12 protein-coding genes are annotated in these 15,305 nt (G+C 39.8%); 9 read left to right on the forward strand and 3 right to left on the reverse strand.

All coding sequences use genetic code 11. The annotated features are described in order from the left end of the window. Positions 1-154: 154 nt before the first annotated feature. A complete protein-coding gene (locus tag ETP70_RS11980; protein ID WP_188109950.1) occupies positions 155-1,414 on the reverse strand; it encodes a transposase in 1,260 nt (419 codons plus the stop codon). A 209-nt stretch (positions 1,415-1,623) separates the two neighbouring features. Between ETP70_RS11980 and ETP70_RS11985 the strand changes: the two genes are divergently transcribed. Beyond that, a complete protein-coding gene (locus tag ETP70_RS11985; RefSeq protein ID WP_151901398.1) occupies positions 1,624-1,944 on the forward strand; it encodes a hypothetical protein in 321 nt (106 codons plus the stop codon). Continuing rightward, positions 1,928-2,251, forward strand: a complete 324-nt coding sequence (locus ETP70_RS11990; RefSeq protein ID WP_230973277.1) for a DUF309 domain-containing protein — start codon at positions 1,928-1,930, stop codon at positions 2,249-2,251. Before ETP70_RS11985 ends, ETP70_RS11990 begins: the two co-directional genes overlap by 17 nt. Before the next feature lie 209 nt (positions 2,252-2,460). Here ETP70_RS11990 and ETP70_RS11995 read toward each other — a convergent pair whose 3' ends face one another. Then, positions 2,461-3,591, reverse strand: a complete 1,131-nt coding sequence (locus tag ETP70_RS11995) for an MFS transporter (protein WP_151901399.1) — start codon at positions 3,589-3,591, stop codon at positions 2,461-2,463. Between the two features lie 81 nt (positions 3,592-3,672). On the opposite strand from ETP70_RS11995, the gene ETP70_RS12000 reads away from it, so the two are divergent. From ETP70_RS12000 to ETP70_RS12020, 5 genes are all read left to right on the forward strand, one after another. Continuing rightward, complete coding sequence (locus ETP70_RS12000) at positions 3,673-4,158, forward strand: PAS domain-containing protein (RefSeq protein ID WP_151901400.1); 486 nt, start codon at positions 3,673-3,675, stop codon at positions 4,156-4,158. Beyond that, positions 4,127-5,563 (forward strand): methyl-accepting chemotaxis protein, encoded by a 1,437-nt coding sequence (locus ETP70_RS12855; RefSeq protein ID WP_188109998.1) that lies wholly within the window; start codon positions 4,127-4,129, stop codon positions 5,561-5,563. The genes ETP70_RS12000 and ETP70_RS12855 overlap by 32 nt, the downstream gene beginning before the upstream one ends. Before the next feature lie 176 nt (positions 5,564-5,739). Then, positions 5,740-6,063 carry a nucleotidyltransferase domain-containing protein gene (locus tag ETP70_RS12010; protein WP_230973278.1) on the forward strand — a complete coding sequence of 108 codons (324 nt, stop codon included), beginning with the start codon at positions 5,740-5,742 and terminating at the stop codon, positions 6,061-6,063. Further along, a complete protein-coding gene (locus tag ETP70_RS12015) occupies positions 6,053-6,439 on the forward strand; it encodes a HEPN domain-containing protein (protein WP_151901401.1) in 387 nt (128 codons plus the stop codon). Before ETP70_RS12010 ends, ETP70_RS12015 begins: the two co-directional genes overlap by 11 nt. A gap of 3 nt (positions 6,440-6,442) precedes the next feature. After that, complete coding sequence (locus ETP70_RS12020; RefSeq protein WP_151901402.1) at positions 6,443-7,939, forward strand: B12-binding domain-containing radical SAM protein; 1,497 nt, start codon at positions 6,443-6,445, stop codon at positions 7,937-7,939. A gap of 337 nt (positions 7,940-8,276) precedes the next feature. On the opposite strand, the gene ETP70_RS12025 is transcribed toward ETP70_RS12020, so the two are convergent. Further along, positions 8,277-9,773 (reverse strand): HD domain-containing phosphohydrolase, encoded by a 1,497-nt coding sequence (locus ETP70_RS12025; protein ID WP_151901403.1) that lies wholly within the window; start codon positions 9,771-9,773, stop codon positions 8,277-8,279. Positions 9,774-9,845: 72 nt separating this feature from the next. Between ETP70_RS12025 and ETP70_RS12030 the strand changes: the two genes are divergently transcribed. Then, the gene (locus tag ETP70_RS12030) at positions 9,846-14,171 is read left to right on the forward strand and encodes a PAS domain S-box protein (RefSeq protein ID WP_151901404.1); all 4,326 of its coding nucleotides are present in this window, start codon (positions 9,846-9,848) and stop codon (positions 14,169-14,171) included. Between the two features lie 51 nt (positions 14,172-14,222). Then, the gene (locus ETP70_RS12755) at positions 14,223-15,302 is read left to right on the forward strand and encodes a methyl-accepting chemotaxis protein (RefSeq protein WP_151901405.1); all 1,080 of its coding nucleotides are present in this window, start codon (positions 14,223-14,225) and stop codon (positions 15,300-15,302) included. Positions 15,303-15,305: the final 3 nt, after the last annotated feature.

A 15,305-nucleotide genomic window follows, 5' to 3' on the forward strand; every position in this document is an offset into this window, starting at 1 on the left:
GCCGACTGTTGCAACATCTCTGCCACTCTCAGCCCACCCTAAAGGATGGGTTCCGAAACTCTACTCAGCTCCTAGGAATCGGTACTTCAGTGCCGACTGTTACAACTTCCCTGCCACTCTCAACCCGCACTGAAGTCATAAGTATCTACACAACTTAAAACTCCATCTGCATAAAGTCATTGAGTTCTTTTTTAATGCTATGGAGTTCTTCAATATCATAAAGTTCAAGCATATCCATAGCAGAGAAGAAGTTCCATAAACCTGCTAACAGAGCCGGAGAGGTAGATATCTTCTTTCTTGCTACCAATCTCCCGCTTAATCGAACTAAAAACTTTCTAATTGCCAGCATGTTTTTACTATTTGTATGTTCAATTTCCCATACAAGCAAACAGGCATAAGAGGCAACAAACAAGCGTTTAAATATAGCCTGTGCACTCTCTTGCTGCCATTTTTCCAAATTAAACCCTGAGCTTTTTAACAGTTTAAAATACGTTTCTATATTCCATCTGTAATAATACCACAATCCTATCCTTGTTATATCAACATCTTTTGGAAGATTGCTTAACAGAAGCCAGGTAGCAACTGTATTGTTCTTCTCATCTATGAGTCTTTGGACTATAAATCTGTTTTTTATTGGCTTGCCTTTTACTTTTTGTTTTATTGTTTTACCTTGTGGCGTATCTGTCTTTTGATAGCTGTCTCTTGTTATAAGTATATCTACCGTATTAACATAAATTTTTACTTTTTTATTTTGATACTGTATAGTTTTTACATATTTGCCTTTATCCATTTTTTTGGACAACTCTTTTTGGGTAATATCTTCATCTTCATACCTGACTTTGACATTGTCTAATGCTCGTACTATATATAAATCCTCTTTTTGCAGTCCTCTGAAAAACCCCGCACTGTCTGCTTCTCTGTCAATTACATGTACAATTTTCTTTTGTATGTTGAGGGATTGATTGATATAAGCTATTCTTTGTGTTAATTCACCGAGATGGGTAAGATGACTCTTCATTGTAGGATTATAGCTTGAGAGCACTTTATCTTGTGTCTTTAGGTTCTGTACCAAGGGAAGGATTGGTTTGCCGCTGCTGCTCTCAATTGCAAGGGAACTTTGCAACTCATATCCTCTTGATGAAGCATTATTTACATTGCTTCTGCGTTTTCGTATACAATCTGTTTTTGCCGTATGGTTTTTATAATTTATGAGTGACCAGTCATGGGCTACAAGTATATATTCATCACTGCTTTTATTAATAGTTTTAATCCCTCTTGTAAGCATTGGCTCATTGAGTGACTCTATATCTACATGCTCATTATTGTAAAATCTCCAAGCACTTTGTGCTTGTGAAAATCCTTCAGTCTTTTGTAGCAGGTTTAATCCATTGGTACTGTGTTGTTTATGATTCATATGACTTTTTACCAGTCTCATATATCTTTTTTTTTAAACGCTCTTCCATTGCATAAACTCTCTTGTTTTTTAAAATCTTATGCAATATCTATTCCGCTTTCTTTGCTTTTTTGAGTTGTGTAGATACTTATGACTGAAGTACGGGTTCCGAAAAAAGCCTAATCTTACTGCTTCAATAAAATATAAAAAAGCTGTTATATAATGACCGCATGAATTATCCTGACGAATGGACGCAAAAAGAGTTTTTGCAAAATAAGAAAAAACTGGAACAAGAAGGTGTGGATGTCGTGCTTGTTGACACTGTTTTAGCACCCATAGAAAAAGCAGACACAGTAACCTACAATCCTTATGAACTTAAACAATACCCCAAAGGGAGTGTCTTTGTTTTTTACTGCGATTCCGGCAAGGCGACACTTGATCGGCTCAAAGAGTACAAAGAAAAATTTCCGAATCACCACTGTATTTCCCTTAAAGGCGGTCGAGGATACTGGAGAAAAAATATGATGCTACTGGATGAAAACGATGCATAAACATATCAACGAATTTATAAAATGCCTCGAAGAAGAGCGTTATTATGATGCTCATGAAGCATTGGAAGCAGCCTGGTTTCCCCGACGTTTCGAAAAAGACAAAGAGGTCAAACTGCTCAAAGGCTTCATCAATGCCGCTGTCAGTTTTGAGCTGGTAAAGCGAGGCAGGGAAAAACAGAGCAAAAAGGTCTGGGCAAATTACCTCAAATACAGACCTTTTCTTTTTGAAATAGACTCACAATATCAAAACAGTTATTATCAGCTTTCACGGCTTGTGGAAACTATAAAGCCTAAGAGTCGGCACTGAAGTACCGATTCCGGTATCTTCCAGAGATTAGCCTGTGCAGCTTTTCGGAACCCGTACTTTCTATGCGAAAGCATGACTTGTGAGAAAAACTAAATTTTTTTCTGCGGTGCGGGCTGAGGGCGGCAGGAAAGTTGCAACAGTCGGTACTGAAGTACCGATTCCGGTATCTTCCAAAGATGAGCCTGTGCAGCTTTTTCGGAACCCGTACTTTAGTGCGGGCGAGCGTGGCGGGACAGATGTTCCCCTTTGTGCTGCCTTACAGCCATAAACAGCAAAAATGCTCCAAATGCCATCAGACTTGAGGTTAAAAAGAGATATTTCGGATAATACTCATACACATATCCGGCAATAAGCGCGCCGCTGAGTCCTCCAAAACCGTAAGTTATTCCGGAAAAAAACTGCTGAGAGAGACTTTTGTGTCTGTAGCGCTGAAACAGATAGCTGATCGCGGCTGTATGAAACAGGGCAAAACTCAGAGCATGCAGGGCCTGGGAGAAAAACAGTATCGCCAAATTTTCAGGAAATGCAAAAACTAAAAACCAACGCAGTACCGTTGCCAGTGCCGTAAAGCGTAACAGGTTGAGTAAATTTCCCTGCAACAGTCCCCCTTGAAAGAAAAACATCCCTACTTCAATAAGTACGCCAAAACTCCACAAATAGATTGTCATATCCAAACTGATACCGTGATCCGTTTCATAAATGGTAAAAAAGTTATAAAAGGAGCCAAAGCTCATCTGCACCAGAACAAGTCCGCCCCAGAGTTGCCAGTCTTTGAAGATATCTATATCATTAGAGATACTTTTCTCTTTTACATAACTGGTGTCAGGCGCGCGGCAAAGCACCAAATAGGCTACAAAAGCAGTCAAAAGGCTCAAAACAAACAAAAAATCCAAGGCAACATAGGCCGAACTTAAAAACCTGACCAGCACAAGCGCAACAACGATAAAGCCCACAGAACCAAAAAGCCGTACTTTTCCGTAACGCTCTTTGCCGATGGTATGCAAAGAGATAACCTCCACAAAAGGCAGCATCAGGCTCATACCCAATCCAAGAAATATGTTTGAAAGCAGCAAGGCATAAAAGTGTTCCAAGGAGAGATAAAAAGAGAGCGTACTTGCAATAACGGTCAATAATGAAAATTTAAAAACAGCAGCATTGAGCGTCAGTCCACGCAAAAACAAAAAAGGCAGAATAAAACGCACCAAAGGAGATGCCGCAAAAATAATCCCTATCTCACTTGCATCATAGCCGACACCGCTGAGAATTTTTGGCAAAAATATAATATATATTCCCACTATGGAAAAATAAAAATAGTAAAAAAGAGATAACAGAGCAAACATAAACTTCCTTATCACAAATTATAGCAATAATCCAATAAAGATATGCTACAATATTTTCAACAAATAAAGGAGAGAGCTAAAATGGAACGAACATTAGGCGAAAACGATTTTATTGTCTCTAAAACAGATACAAAAGGTCGACTGACCTATGTCAATAAAATCTTTATTGACTTAGCGGAATACAGAGAGGAAGAACTTCTCGGAAAACCTCATAACATTGTCCGTCATCCGGATATGCCAAAGGCAATTTTTAAACTTTTATGGGACAGAGTTCAGGCAAAAGAAGAGATTTTTGCCTATGTCATCAACAGCACAAAAAACAATAATTCCTACTGGGTCTACGCCAATGTCACACCCTCTTTGGATGAACGCGGCAATACCGTAGGATACTACTCTGTAAGAAGAAAGCCAAACCCTGAAGCACTTAAGGTTATCAAACCGCTCTATGCACAAATGCTTCAGGCAGAAAGAAGCGGCGGTATGGATGCAAGTATGAAAATTTTAACAGATTTATTGAATAAGGAAGGAGTCAGCTATGATGAGTATATCATCTCTCTTCAAAAATAACCAGGCTTTATTGCTTTTTGTAACACTTTTAGGCGTTGGTGTCTACAGCCTGCTGAGTGCAAATTACATTGTAGGCGGACTTGTTTTGCTTATAGTAATTGTGGCACTCTTTATTCCTGGGGGAACAGCTTCAAAGAGTTCAACCGTTATGGACAAACTCGAAGAGATTTTAATACAGGCTGCGCAGGGAAAACTCGAAGGACGCATTACACACATTCCAAATGACAACTCTTATGATGCTAAAATCGCCTGGGCACTCAACGATATGCTTGACCAGGTAGAAGCGTTTATGCGTGATATCGCAACAACGATAGAGTGTGCTTCATCTGGAAAAACATACAGACACACCTATCCGCAAGGACTGCAGGGGCTGTTTCATACTACCGCCGCTCAAGTCAACACAGCCATAGAGGCAATCGCAAGCGGATACAGAAGAAAACTGCAGGCCGAACTCTCTGCTAAATTTGCTACACTAGGTGGAGGTATCGGCGAAGGGCTTTCTATCATTCAGGCAGATTTAACCACTTCTTCCGGTGAAGCAGAAAGAATCGTTAATGTTTCCGAACAAACAGCAGAAAAAGCTTCGGGAAGTCTTAACAGTGTTCTTGAAATAGGGCAAAGACTGGGCTCTCTTGTGGAGCTTATATCTTCGTCACACGAAGGCATTGTTAATCTTGAAGGGCGCTCACGGGATATTTCAGAGGTTGTAGGTCTTATCAAAGACATCGCTGACCAGACTAACCTGCTTGCGCTCAATGCAGCCATAGAAGCAGCCCGTGCAGGTGAACACGGCCGCGGTTTTGCCGTGGTTGCCGATGAGGTAAGAAAACTTGCCGAACGTACCCAAAAAGCAACCACAGAGATAGAAATCAACATTTCCACGCTTCAGCAAGAGGCAAACGATATGCGAACAAACTCTGATGAGATTACAAGTATCGCCCATGAGTCAAGTGAAGTAATTCATGAGTTTGAAAATACCTTTAGTGAACTCAATGAGCTTGCAAATGCCGCGCATACGACAGCTATCGGTATTCAAAATCGTCTCTTTACTACACTTGTCAAGGTTGACCATATTTTATTTAAATCAAATGCTTATTCAGCTGTACTCAACGAAGATGCAAGCAAAGAGTTTCCGGATCACAAACACTGTAGAATGGGGCAATGGTATCTCAGTACAGGCAAAGAACGCTTTGGAAACACTTCTGCCTTTAAGAAAATGGATACACCGCATGCGACTGTGCATGATGCAGTGACCAAAAACATGGTTTTTGTCAAAGAAGGAAGCGTGCTTAAATCCAATCATCCTGATATCATAGTAGAAAACTTTAAAAGAATGGAAGATGCTTCGCATGAACTTTTTAAAGATTTAAATCTCATGATAAAAGAGTATGAAGAAACAAGGTAATTTATCGCTATTTACCTAACATTTACTTATAATAAATATAATTCTATATCTCAATTATGTTTTTCCCCTTTCATAAGAGAGATATTTACTCCTATAAATTTTTAAAACAGCCGAGTTTTCCCCCTTTTTTACTCTCGGCTGTTTTTCCTCCCTTTAAGCCCATTCAAAAAAGAAATATGATATTATTCCTCATTATGTATTTAACGAAAAATAAAAAAGTAACTTTTATTCACACTATTACAAAGAAACTCTCCCAATTTTCAGAGATAAACAGTGTTGTGCTCTTTGGCTCTTTTTTATCTTCCCAAAATCCAAATGATATTGATATTGCGGTCATACAAAACTCAGATGACAACTTTTTAACGCTTTCTCTAAAATACAGAAAGGTATTGCGTGAAATTTCCAAAATCATTCCTATAGATATAATTCCCATTAAAGAGGATGCAAAAGGTGTTTTCTTGGATGAAATTTATAAAGGAAAAGTTGTTTATGAAAGATGAGACAAAGAAATGGCTTGTTTTTGCAGATGAAAATTTTCAATCAGCTAAGATTTTATTAAAAAGTCATCTCTATAATCCATCCCTGCAAAACACACAGCAAGCAATAGAAAAATATATAAAAGCATATTTAATTGAATATGGAATAAAGTTACAAAAAACACATAGTATATTATCTCTCAATGAAAAACTTAAAAAAGAGAATGTATTATTAACTATTACAGAAGATGAAATTGACCTGATAGACACTATTTACCTTTCATCCAAATATCCTTTTGGTTCAGTACTGCCTGATTTTGAACCAAATGAAAAAATTACCCTACAGTGTATCCAAATAGCGCAACAGGTTCAAGTTGATATTAAGAAATATCTCTCTTAGCAAATGAAAATCATACTGACAACTTTAAATTCACGCTTTACACACAGTGCCATAGGGCTTCGCTATTTGTATGCAAATATGCAGGAACTCCAACAGGACACGACTATACTCGAATTCAGCATCAATGATGCCATCCAGACGATTGCAGAGAAACTCCTTCTCTCGCAGCCTGACATTATAGGCATAGGCGTGTATATCTGGAATGCCAAAGAGGTGCACGAACTTATTCACATCCTGAAAAAAGTTTCACCCCAGACACTTGTAATTCTCGGAGGTCCCGAAGTGAGCTACCTGCCTTTTCGTGTCAACTTTGATGATGCCGACTACATCATACAGGGTGAAGGCGATCTGGCTTTTTACCGGCTGTGCAAAAATATTCAGGAAGAGCGTCCTGCCGAGAAAATCATAAAAATGACCTTGCCCGATCTCAAAGCTATTCAGCTTCCTTACATGTACTACACAGACGAGGACATAAAGAACCGTTATATTTATGTGGAAATATCAAGAGGCTGTCCTTTTGAATGTGAATTTTGCCTCTCTTCCATGGATGAAAAAGTACGTGCCTTTGATCTTGATGCAGTTTTAGCCGAATTTGACAAGCTTTGGCAAAGGGGTGCCAGGAACTTCAAGTTCGTCGACAGAACCTTTAATCTCAACATGAAAGCGGCAAACAAAATCTTGGACTTTTTTTTAGAAAAAGAGCCGCCCTATTTTGCCCATTTTGAAGTTATTCCAGACCATTTTCCCCTCTCTTTGCGGGAAAAAATAAAACGTTTTCCTCACGGTGCGCTGCAGCTTGAAATCGGCATACAGACACTCAACCCAAAAATTGCAAACAATATCTCCAGACAACTCAAACTCGACAAAATAAAAGACAACATCGGCTTTTTGCAAAATGAGACAACGGCGCATATTCATCTTGACCTGATCGTGGGGCTTCCTGGGGAGAGTTTGCAGAGTTTTGGACGCAACCTTGATGAGCTGATGCGCATCAGCAGCTGTGAAATCCAGATAGGCATCCTGAAAAAACTCTCCGGCACGCACATCAGCCGTCACGACAGGGAAGAGGGCATGGTTTACAGCGACATTCCGCCCTATGATATTTTAAAAAACAACAAACTCAGCTTCAACGATATACAGATTATGAAACGCTTTGCACGCTTTTGGGATTTGTATTACAACAGCGGAAATTTCAAAACAACGCTCCCGCTGTTATGGCAGAATGAAAGTGTGTATGAAAATTTTTATGCTTTTGGACTCTGGATTTACGAACAGACAGATTCGACATGGAAAATCTCTCTGCAAAGACAGGGCGAACTGCTTTTTTCCTATTTACATGTAAAGAAAAAGATAACCGAAGAGGAAATCGCAGAGTATATGCTTCAGGATATGATGAAGTTAAAAGGCAGAGCAATCCCCGCATACCTCAAGCCCTATGCAAAAGAGTTTCACCCAGAGGCAAAAATGGGAACTTCCGGATTTAACAAAAGGCAGGCTTAGGCTTTTGCACCCTGACAGTCGGCACTAAAGTACCGATTCCAAAGAGCTGAGCAGAGTTTTGGAACCCCTCCTTTAGGGTGGGCTGAGAGTGGCATGAAAGAAACAACAGTCGGCACTGCAGAAAAAAATTTAGTTTTTTTCACAAGTCACGCTTTAGCGTTAGAAAGTACCGATTCCCAGATTTTCGGAACCTAGGTTTTAACCTAGGCCTTAGTTTTGAAAGACACAAAGCCCGCACTGAAGTACGGGTTCCGAAAAAGCCGCTTAACTTAATGGCATTGGTACTTCAGTACCGGTTCCGAGAAAGCATTAATTTTCTTCACTTACCTGGAAGATATCAAAGTTTTTCCAAATCATCTACACTTATACTCTTTTGGGTGTCAAGAGTGAGATTCAGTATGTCTGATTCTATAATAGTGTTGTCTAAAATGGCATTGATTTTCTGCTCTATTTTTTTCATATTGCACTCTCCGTTATCAAGGAGGGCAAAATCATCGCCAAAAATTCTAAAAACCATAGAGAGGTCAAAACAGTTTTGTAAAGATTTGGCAATTTTCACCAAAACAGTGTCTCCCTCTTTCCATCCGGATTCTTTGTTGTAACGCGAAAAATTTTTCAATCGCAACAGATGCAGCTGTGTGTATTTTTTTTCATAAGAGTTTTGCAGCAACATTACATCGAGATAGCTCTGATTGTACAGATCGGTCAGGTTGTCCTTGTAAAAATAGGCAAATCGTTCCTTTTCTATATCTGTATGGGGCAACTGATTGATATTTTTGTCTACAACCACATCTTTAAGCGCCTCGAGTGTTGCTTTGACTGCATCCCTGTCGTACTGCACACCACTGAGGCGTTCTATCTCATCGAGTGCTTCTTTGGGTGTTTTTCTGCCTTTGTATATTCTGTTGGTTGTCATGGCATCAAAACAGTCGGCAATCATCATCACTTTTGCAAGAGTGTCAATTTCATTGGCGGCAATGCCTCTTGGGTATCCGCTGCCGTCACATCGCTCATGATGATCACGGACTATATCTGCCAGCTCCTCGTACATAGGAATATTTGCCAAAAGCCTGTAGCCGACCTGAGGATGCTCCTGAATCAGTTTATACTCCAGATCATTGAGTTTTTTTGGCTTTAAAAGGACAACATCCGGTGTGACAATCTTGCCGATATCATGCAAAATTCCCGCCTGATAGACTTTTTCGCACTCTTTTTTGGAGAGTCCCATCTTTTGGGCTATCATTTTAGAGTATTTGGCAACTCTTTGGGAATGCCCCGCCGTATAGGTATCTCTCTCTTCTATAAGTTTGACCATTGCCAAAAGAGTTTTTTCATAATTGTCATGCTGAAACTGCATCATAGCACTCAGTTCGGCTGTTTTTTGCTCCACCATACGCTGCAGGGACTTTTTGTACGCTTCATTCTCCTGCATGACTTCTAGTTTTTCACTTACCTTGTAGAGTTCGTAATTCAGCTGCTCATAATCAAAAGGTTTGATTATATAGCCGTCAACCCCTATTTTAATAGCCTGAGACATATAGTCCGAACCGCTGTGTGCGGTTGTTATCAGTATAGCCTGATTCGGATTTATCTCTCTTATTTTTTTGAGCATCTCTATACCGTCCATTTTAGGCATGGACAGATCTGTAATCACGATGTCAAACTGCCCCTTCTTATAGAGCTGTAAACCCTCCAGCCCGTCTTTTGCAGTCGTCACATGTGTAAAAAAATTCTTCAAATAGCCCGTGAGTGCAGTTTGCACAGCCATATCATCTTCTACATATAAAACTTTAAATTTTCTTGCCAATGATTGTAATGCTTTTAAATTTATCATACACTAATCTTATCAAAATTATGCTAATATTAAGAAATAAAAGCTTTCGTTTCAGCTACAAGGCAGAGAAATATGAAAAATTCTGTATTTATCGGGATAGGTGCGAGTGCCGGAGGGTTACAGGCTTTAAAAGAGCTGTTTCCTCTGCTGCCCACAGACCAGGAGTATGTCTATATAATTGCCCAGCATCTTGACCCGCATAAAAAAAGTGCCCTGGCCGAAATATTAACCGCATATACGGTTATGCCTGTCTCTCTCATCACAAAAGACCAGCAGTTTTTGCCAAACAATGTCTATGTTGTTCCTCCGGGATACAACCTCATCTACACACGCCACCGACTGCTCCTTGAAAAAGCACCCGATACTCCCCATATTCCGACGCCTTCTATCGATGTATTTTTCAAAGCGCTCAGCAGTTACAAAAAAGAAAACTGCCTCGGCATCGTCATCAGCGGGACAGGACATGACGGAACTGCGGGTGTGAGAACCATCAAAGAAAACGGCGGGATCACCGTCGCCCAGTCTCCCAAAGAAGCCCAGTACCCGGAGATGCCGCAATATGCGATTGCAAGCGGTTTCATTGACTATATATTTGAGGTAAAAGAGATCGCCAAAAATCTTGTAAACATCGTGCATACCGCACCTGAACCTTTTATGAAGATTGTAAAACTTCTCAAAGGAAAAGAGTCCCTTGACATACAAAAGTATAAAAAAGAGACTATTATGAGACGACTGAGCAAACGCATGCTTCTGAATAAATGCGCAACGCTTGAAGAGTATATTGACTATATCAATGCCTATCCGGATGAGTTGCATCTGCTGTATCAAAACATCCTTATCGGGGTTACAGAGTTTTTCAGAGACGAAAAATCCTTTGAAGCACTCAAGCAGCATCTTGAAGAGTATCTCTCTGACAAGCCAGACAGCTATGATCTGAGAGTCTGGTCTGTTGCCTGCTCTACAGGAGAAGAGGCTTACTCTCTGGCTGTCACCATTGACCAAATCAAAAAAAAGCTCAAAAAAAATTTCGATGTTCATATTTTTGCCACAGACATTGACGAAAAAGCACTTGACATTGCAAAAAAAGGGATCTACTCCAAAAAAGCACTCCAAAAGACTCCAAAGAAAATACGCAAAGAGTATTTTGTTCCCTTGGACGGAGCCTACAAGGTCAAAGAGTCTATTCGTTCTCAGATTATTTTTACAAAACACAATGTTTTATGCGATCCGCCTTTTATCAATCAGGATATTATCAGCTGCAGAAATTTTCTTATCTATATTTTGCCTGAGGTCCAGGAGGATCTTTTTGTGCTCTTTCATTATGCGCTCAAAGAAAAAGGTCTCTTGTTTTTAGGCTCCTCGGAATCAACACTTACAAGCGTTGCCTATTTTAAAACGCTCAACCAGGAGCATAAGATTTACATCAAAGAGCAGCTTGAGAATCCTCCAAGAATCTCTTCGCACTACTTTTCAACACATACACATGCCAAACAGAACCTCTCGGAAGTAAAAACATTTACCCTCAAAGATATCAACATACAAGAAGAGATAACAAATACCATATTTGAACTTTTCTCTTCGGAGTGCATTATCGTCGATACAAATTTCACCATTGTCTACAAACAGGGAAACAACCCTTTTTTAGAGCTTAATGACGGTTTTGTGACTTTGAATATTGTCGAAAACCTGAAAAAAGAGCTGCAGTACAGCGTCAAAAAGATTCTTGATCAGACTGCAAAAAGCGCAAAAGTGCAGAGTACAAAATTTATCGAAGTCAAACTCGGCGAGGACAGGCAGAGCTTTGTCAAAGTGATTGCCACTCCTTTTGCGAACAAACATGACGCTGTTTTTATTTTACTCTACTTTCAGGAACTCAATGCCAACAATCTGGAGTTCAACACCCGAGAAATAGTCCTGCCAAACGAATCGTATGTGATAGAAAACCTTACAAACCGGGTGCAGGAGCTCCAGGAGGACAATCATGCTCTTTTGGATGAGCTGATGCTTTCCAAAGAGAATATGCAACTGCTCAATGAAGAGCTCCAAAGTGCCAACGAAGAGTTGCAAAGTGCCAACGAAGAGCTCGAAACTTCCAACGAAGAGCTGCAAAGCTCCAATGAAGAGCTGCAGGTATCCATCACAAATGAGCAGAAGATGCAAAGGCAGCTCTCTTTGATTTTGAATTCCACGCATGACGGTATCATCGGGCTTGATCTGCAGGGGTGCCATACTTTTGTCAATGAAGCTGCCCTTACAATGCTGGGCTACACAGAGGATGAGCTGCTTGGGAAAAACGCCCACAGAATCTGGCATCATACAAAACCCGACGGCAGCCACTACCCTCTTGATGAGTGTACCCTGCATCTGCATCTCATCAAAGGTATTTCTATCCGTAAAGAGGAACTTTTTTTCAAAAAAGACGGCACTCCTTTTAATGTTGAAGTGCTGCAGAATCCTATTATAGAAGATGGAAAAGTCAACGGGGCTGTGCTCTCTTTTCATGACATCACACAAAAGAAAAAACTGCTCCAAGAGGCTGAGTATGAGCACAAAATGAACGATTTGTATCTCAACTCAACAGAAACAATAGTGCTGATTTTGGATCTTCACGGAAGCGTACAGATGATAAACAACAGTGGTTCCAAACTGCTCAGGCTGCCAAAAAAGAAGATACTCGGCAAAAACTTCATTCAGCATTTTGTACCAAAATCAATACAGCCGAAGATGCAGAATATTTTTGATGCCATTGTCTCTCAAAAAGCAAAAGCTGCCAAAGAGTACAAAAGTCAACTGCTGGATGCAGAGGGCAACGAGCACACTGTATCATGGCGAAATACCTGCATCAAAGACAAAGACGGCAATATCATCAACATAATAAGTTCCGGTGTAGACATAACCGACCAGGAAACGCTCACAGAAAAGCTTTACGAACAGGAGCATCTTTACAAACTGACTTTTGAAGAGGCAGACATAGGCATAGCGCATGTCTCCCTTGAGGGAAAATGGATAGATACCAATGAATACCTCACAAAACTCCTGGGATACACAAAGCAGGAGTTCAAAAACATGCATGTCTCCGACATCACTTTTGCCCAGGACAGAGATACAGACAGATACATGCTTGAACAACTGCAAAACAATGAAAAAAAATCATACCATATTGAGAAGCGTTATATCCATAAAAACGGCACTGTCATCTGGGTAAGTCTGGCAGTGGTGCTTTTAGTCGACGAACAGAAAAAACCGCTTTATCTGCTCAAAATAATTCGGGACATATCACAACTCAAGCTTTTAATGTACCAGCTGGAAGTCGAAAAGAACAGATTTGAAAAAATGATAGAGTTTACACCCATTCCTTTGATGCTCTACAATGCAAACGGGGAAATTTTAATGCTCAACAGAATTTTTCAAGAAACCACAGGCTATACCCTCAGCGAAATTCCGACAATCGAAAAAATGCTGAAAAAACTCTTTGTTCACGAAGAGGAAAAGAGTATGAAAAGCATTAGGCAATACTACAAAAACCCTCTAAAAGAGCCCAAACAACAACAGAGTATTACCACAAAATCAAAAGAGCAGAGAGTCGGAGTTTTGCATGCCGTCAAACTTGACGACCAGTACAACGGCAATGAAACCCTGTACCTCATAGCCATTGTTGATATCACCGATATACAGAGAAAAGACGAACTGATGATTTCACAGTCCCGTCAGGCAGCCATGGGCGACATGCTCTCCATGATAGCCCATCAGTGGAGACAGCCTTTGAGTGTGATCTCCATGGTCGCAAACAATATTCAGGTACAGCTGGATCTGCAGGGAAATGTTGATGCAAAATCTCTGCAGGAACTCATTCATACACTCAACGGACAGACGCAATACCTTTCGCACACCATTGATGACTTTAGAAACTTTTTCCAGCCTGACAAAAAGAAAGAGCTTGTCACGGCAGATACTGTTTTGAAAAAACTCACACATCTTGTTGAAAAATCTTTAGAGAACAATGCCATCACACTCTCCCTTCCGCAAAACAGCGATATTGAATTCTGTACCTATCAAAATCAGCTTCTGCAGGTCCTTATAAATATACTCAACAATGCAAAAGATGCCATTAAAGAGAACACAAGAGAGGGAGGCCGCATCAGTATAAATGTGACAACATCAGAGCAGGAAATTCTCTTTGATATTTGTGACAACGGAGGAGGCATAAAACCGAAAATACTCAAAAAACTCGGAGAGCCCTATGTCACATCAAAATCCAAAAACGGCACAGGACTTGGCATATATATGTCCAAAATTATTGTAGAAAAACATCTTGGGGGAAAACTTTCATGGAAAAGTGATACCGAGGGGAGCTGTTTTTCACTTTTGCTGCCACTGGATACAGTGTGTGAGTCTTAATTTAACCCGGATTATGTTAAAATAACAGGAAATAAGCAAAAGGAATCAAATATGTTTGGATGTAGTGCAAAACTTGAAAAACTTGAAAATGAATATAAAGCAAAGATAGCAGAGATGGAGGCTGAAAACAACAGGCTTTATGATGAGATTCAACAACTGAAAAATCAGCAAAGCACAAATGAGGCTTCCTTAAACACAAAAGATAAAGACTTTATTGACCTTCTTATAAAAAGTTATATCAACGGTTCACATTTTTTACAAGAAACAACTAATGAAAGCATCCTTAATCTTGAATATACTAATGAGCTCAACGATAAAACAAACAACAGAATGCACAATATTGAAGAACAGACTGCTGAAATTACATCTACCATAGAAACAATTCAGGAACATTCCAATACTTTGGGTGAAGATTCAAATGCACTCAATGACAGTGTTATATCTATCTCAGAAATTATCAATCTCATTAAAGATATTTCGGATCAGACCAACCTGCTCGCACTCAACGCAGCTATAGAAGCAGCCCGTGCCGGTGAGCACGGACGCGGTTTTGCCGTTGTTGCCGATGAGGTAAGAAAACTGGCAGAACGTACACAAAAAGCGACACAGGAAGTAGAAATTAACATCAACGGACTCAAACAAAACGCAAACTCTATCATAGAGATCGGAAACACTTTTATGCAGGAAACATCAAAAGTTATGAATATAGTAGATATCTTTAGTGAAAATATTCAAAAGGTTGTCGAAAACTCAAATAACATTAAAAACAATACTCAAGGTGTTATCGCACAGCTCTATGTCAGTAAGGGTAAAATCGATCATATTGAGTTGAAAATTACTAGCTACAAAGCTATCTTCAACAAACAAATAATAAGTATACCAGATGAAAACAGTTGTCAATTTGGAACATGGTTTGCTGAAGTTGCTAACACACTGCTCAAAGGAAGTAATTTCCTTCCAAGTATTAAAAAATATCACCAGATAGTGCATCAGGGACTCAAAAAAGCCATGCAGGAAAATGTACAAGGAAATTTTGATGTAGCACTGCAGACACTAAAAGAGGTCGAGGACGCAAGTGAAGTCGGATTCAGAGAGCTTCTCACTGCCGTAAAAGAGTCAACAGGCAGATAAAGT

This window comes from Sulfurimonas hydrogeniphila, from assembly GCF_009068765.1.
In the GTDB taxonomy this organism is placed as follows: domain Bacteria; phylum Campylobacterota; class Campylobacteria; order Campylobacterales; family Sulfurimonadaceae; genus Sulfurimonas; species Sulfurimonas hydrogeniphila.

What these genes read in the sequence shown, in the direction of transcription:
- ETP70_RS11985 (WP_151901398.1), top strand. Translation starts at nt 1,624, where the DNA reads ATGAATTATCCTGACGAATGGACGCAAAAAGAGTTTTTGCAAAATAAG.
- ETP70_RS12030 (WP_151901404.1), top strand. Translation starts at nt 9,846, where the DNA reads ATGAAAAATTCTGTATTTATCGGGATAGGTGCGAGTGCCGGAGGGTTA.
- ETP70_RS12755 (WP_151901405.1), top strand. Translation starts at nt 14,223, where the DNA reads ATGTTTGGATGTAGTGCAAAACTTGAAAAACTTGAAAATGAATATAAA.
- ETP70_RS12025 (WP_151901403.1), bottom strand. Translation starts at nt 9,773, where the DNA reads ATGATAAATTTAAAAGCATTACAATCATTGGCAAGAAAATTTAAAGTT.
- ETP70_RS12015 (WP_151901401.1), top strand. Translation starts at nt 6,053, where the DNA reads ATGAAAGATGAGACAAAGAAATGGCTTGTTTTTGCAGATGAAAATTTT.
- ETP70_RS11980 (WP_188109950.1), bottom strand. Translation starts at nt 1,414, where the DNA reads ATGAATCATAAACAACACAGTACCAATGGATTAAACCTGCTACAAAAG.
- ETP70_RS12020 (WP_151901402.1), top strand. Translation starts at nt 6,443, where the DNA reads ATGAAAATCATACTGACAACTTTAAATTCACGCTTTACACACAGTGCC.
- ETP70_RS11995 (WP_151901399.1), bottom strand. Translation starts at nt 3,591, where the DNA reads ATGTTTGCTCTGTTATCTCTTTTTTACTATTTTTATTTTTCCATAGTG.
- ETP70_RS12000 (WP_151901400.1), top strand. Translation starts at nt 3,673, where the DNA reads ATGGAACGAACATTAGGCGAAAACGATTTTATTGTCTCTAAAACAGAT.
- ETP70_RS12855 (WP_188109998.1), top strand. Translation starts at nt 4,127, where the DNA reads ATGATGAGTATATCATCTCTCTTCAAAAATAACCAGGCTTTATTGCTT.
- ETP70_RS12010 (WP_230973278.1), top strand. Translation starts at nt 5,740, where the DNA reads ATGATATTATTCCTCATTATGTATTTAACGAAAAATAAAAAAGTAACT.
- ETP70_RS11990 (WP_230973277.1), top strand. Translation starts at nt 1,928, where the DNA reads ATGAAAACGATGCATAAACATATCAACGAATTTATAAAATGCCTCGAA.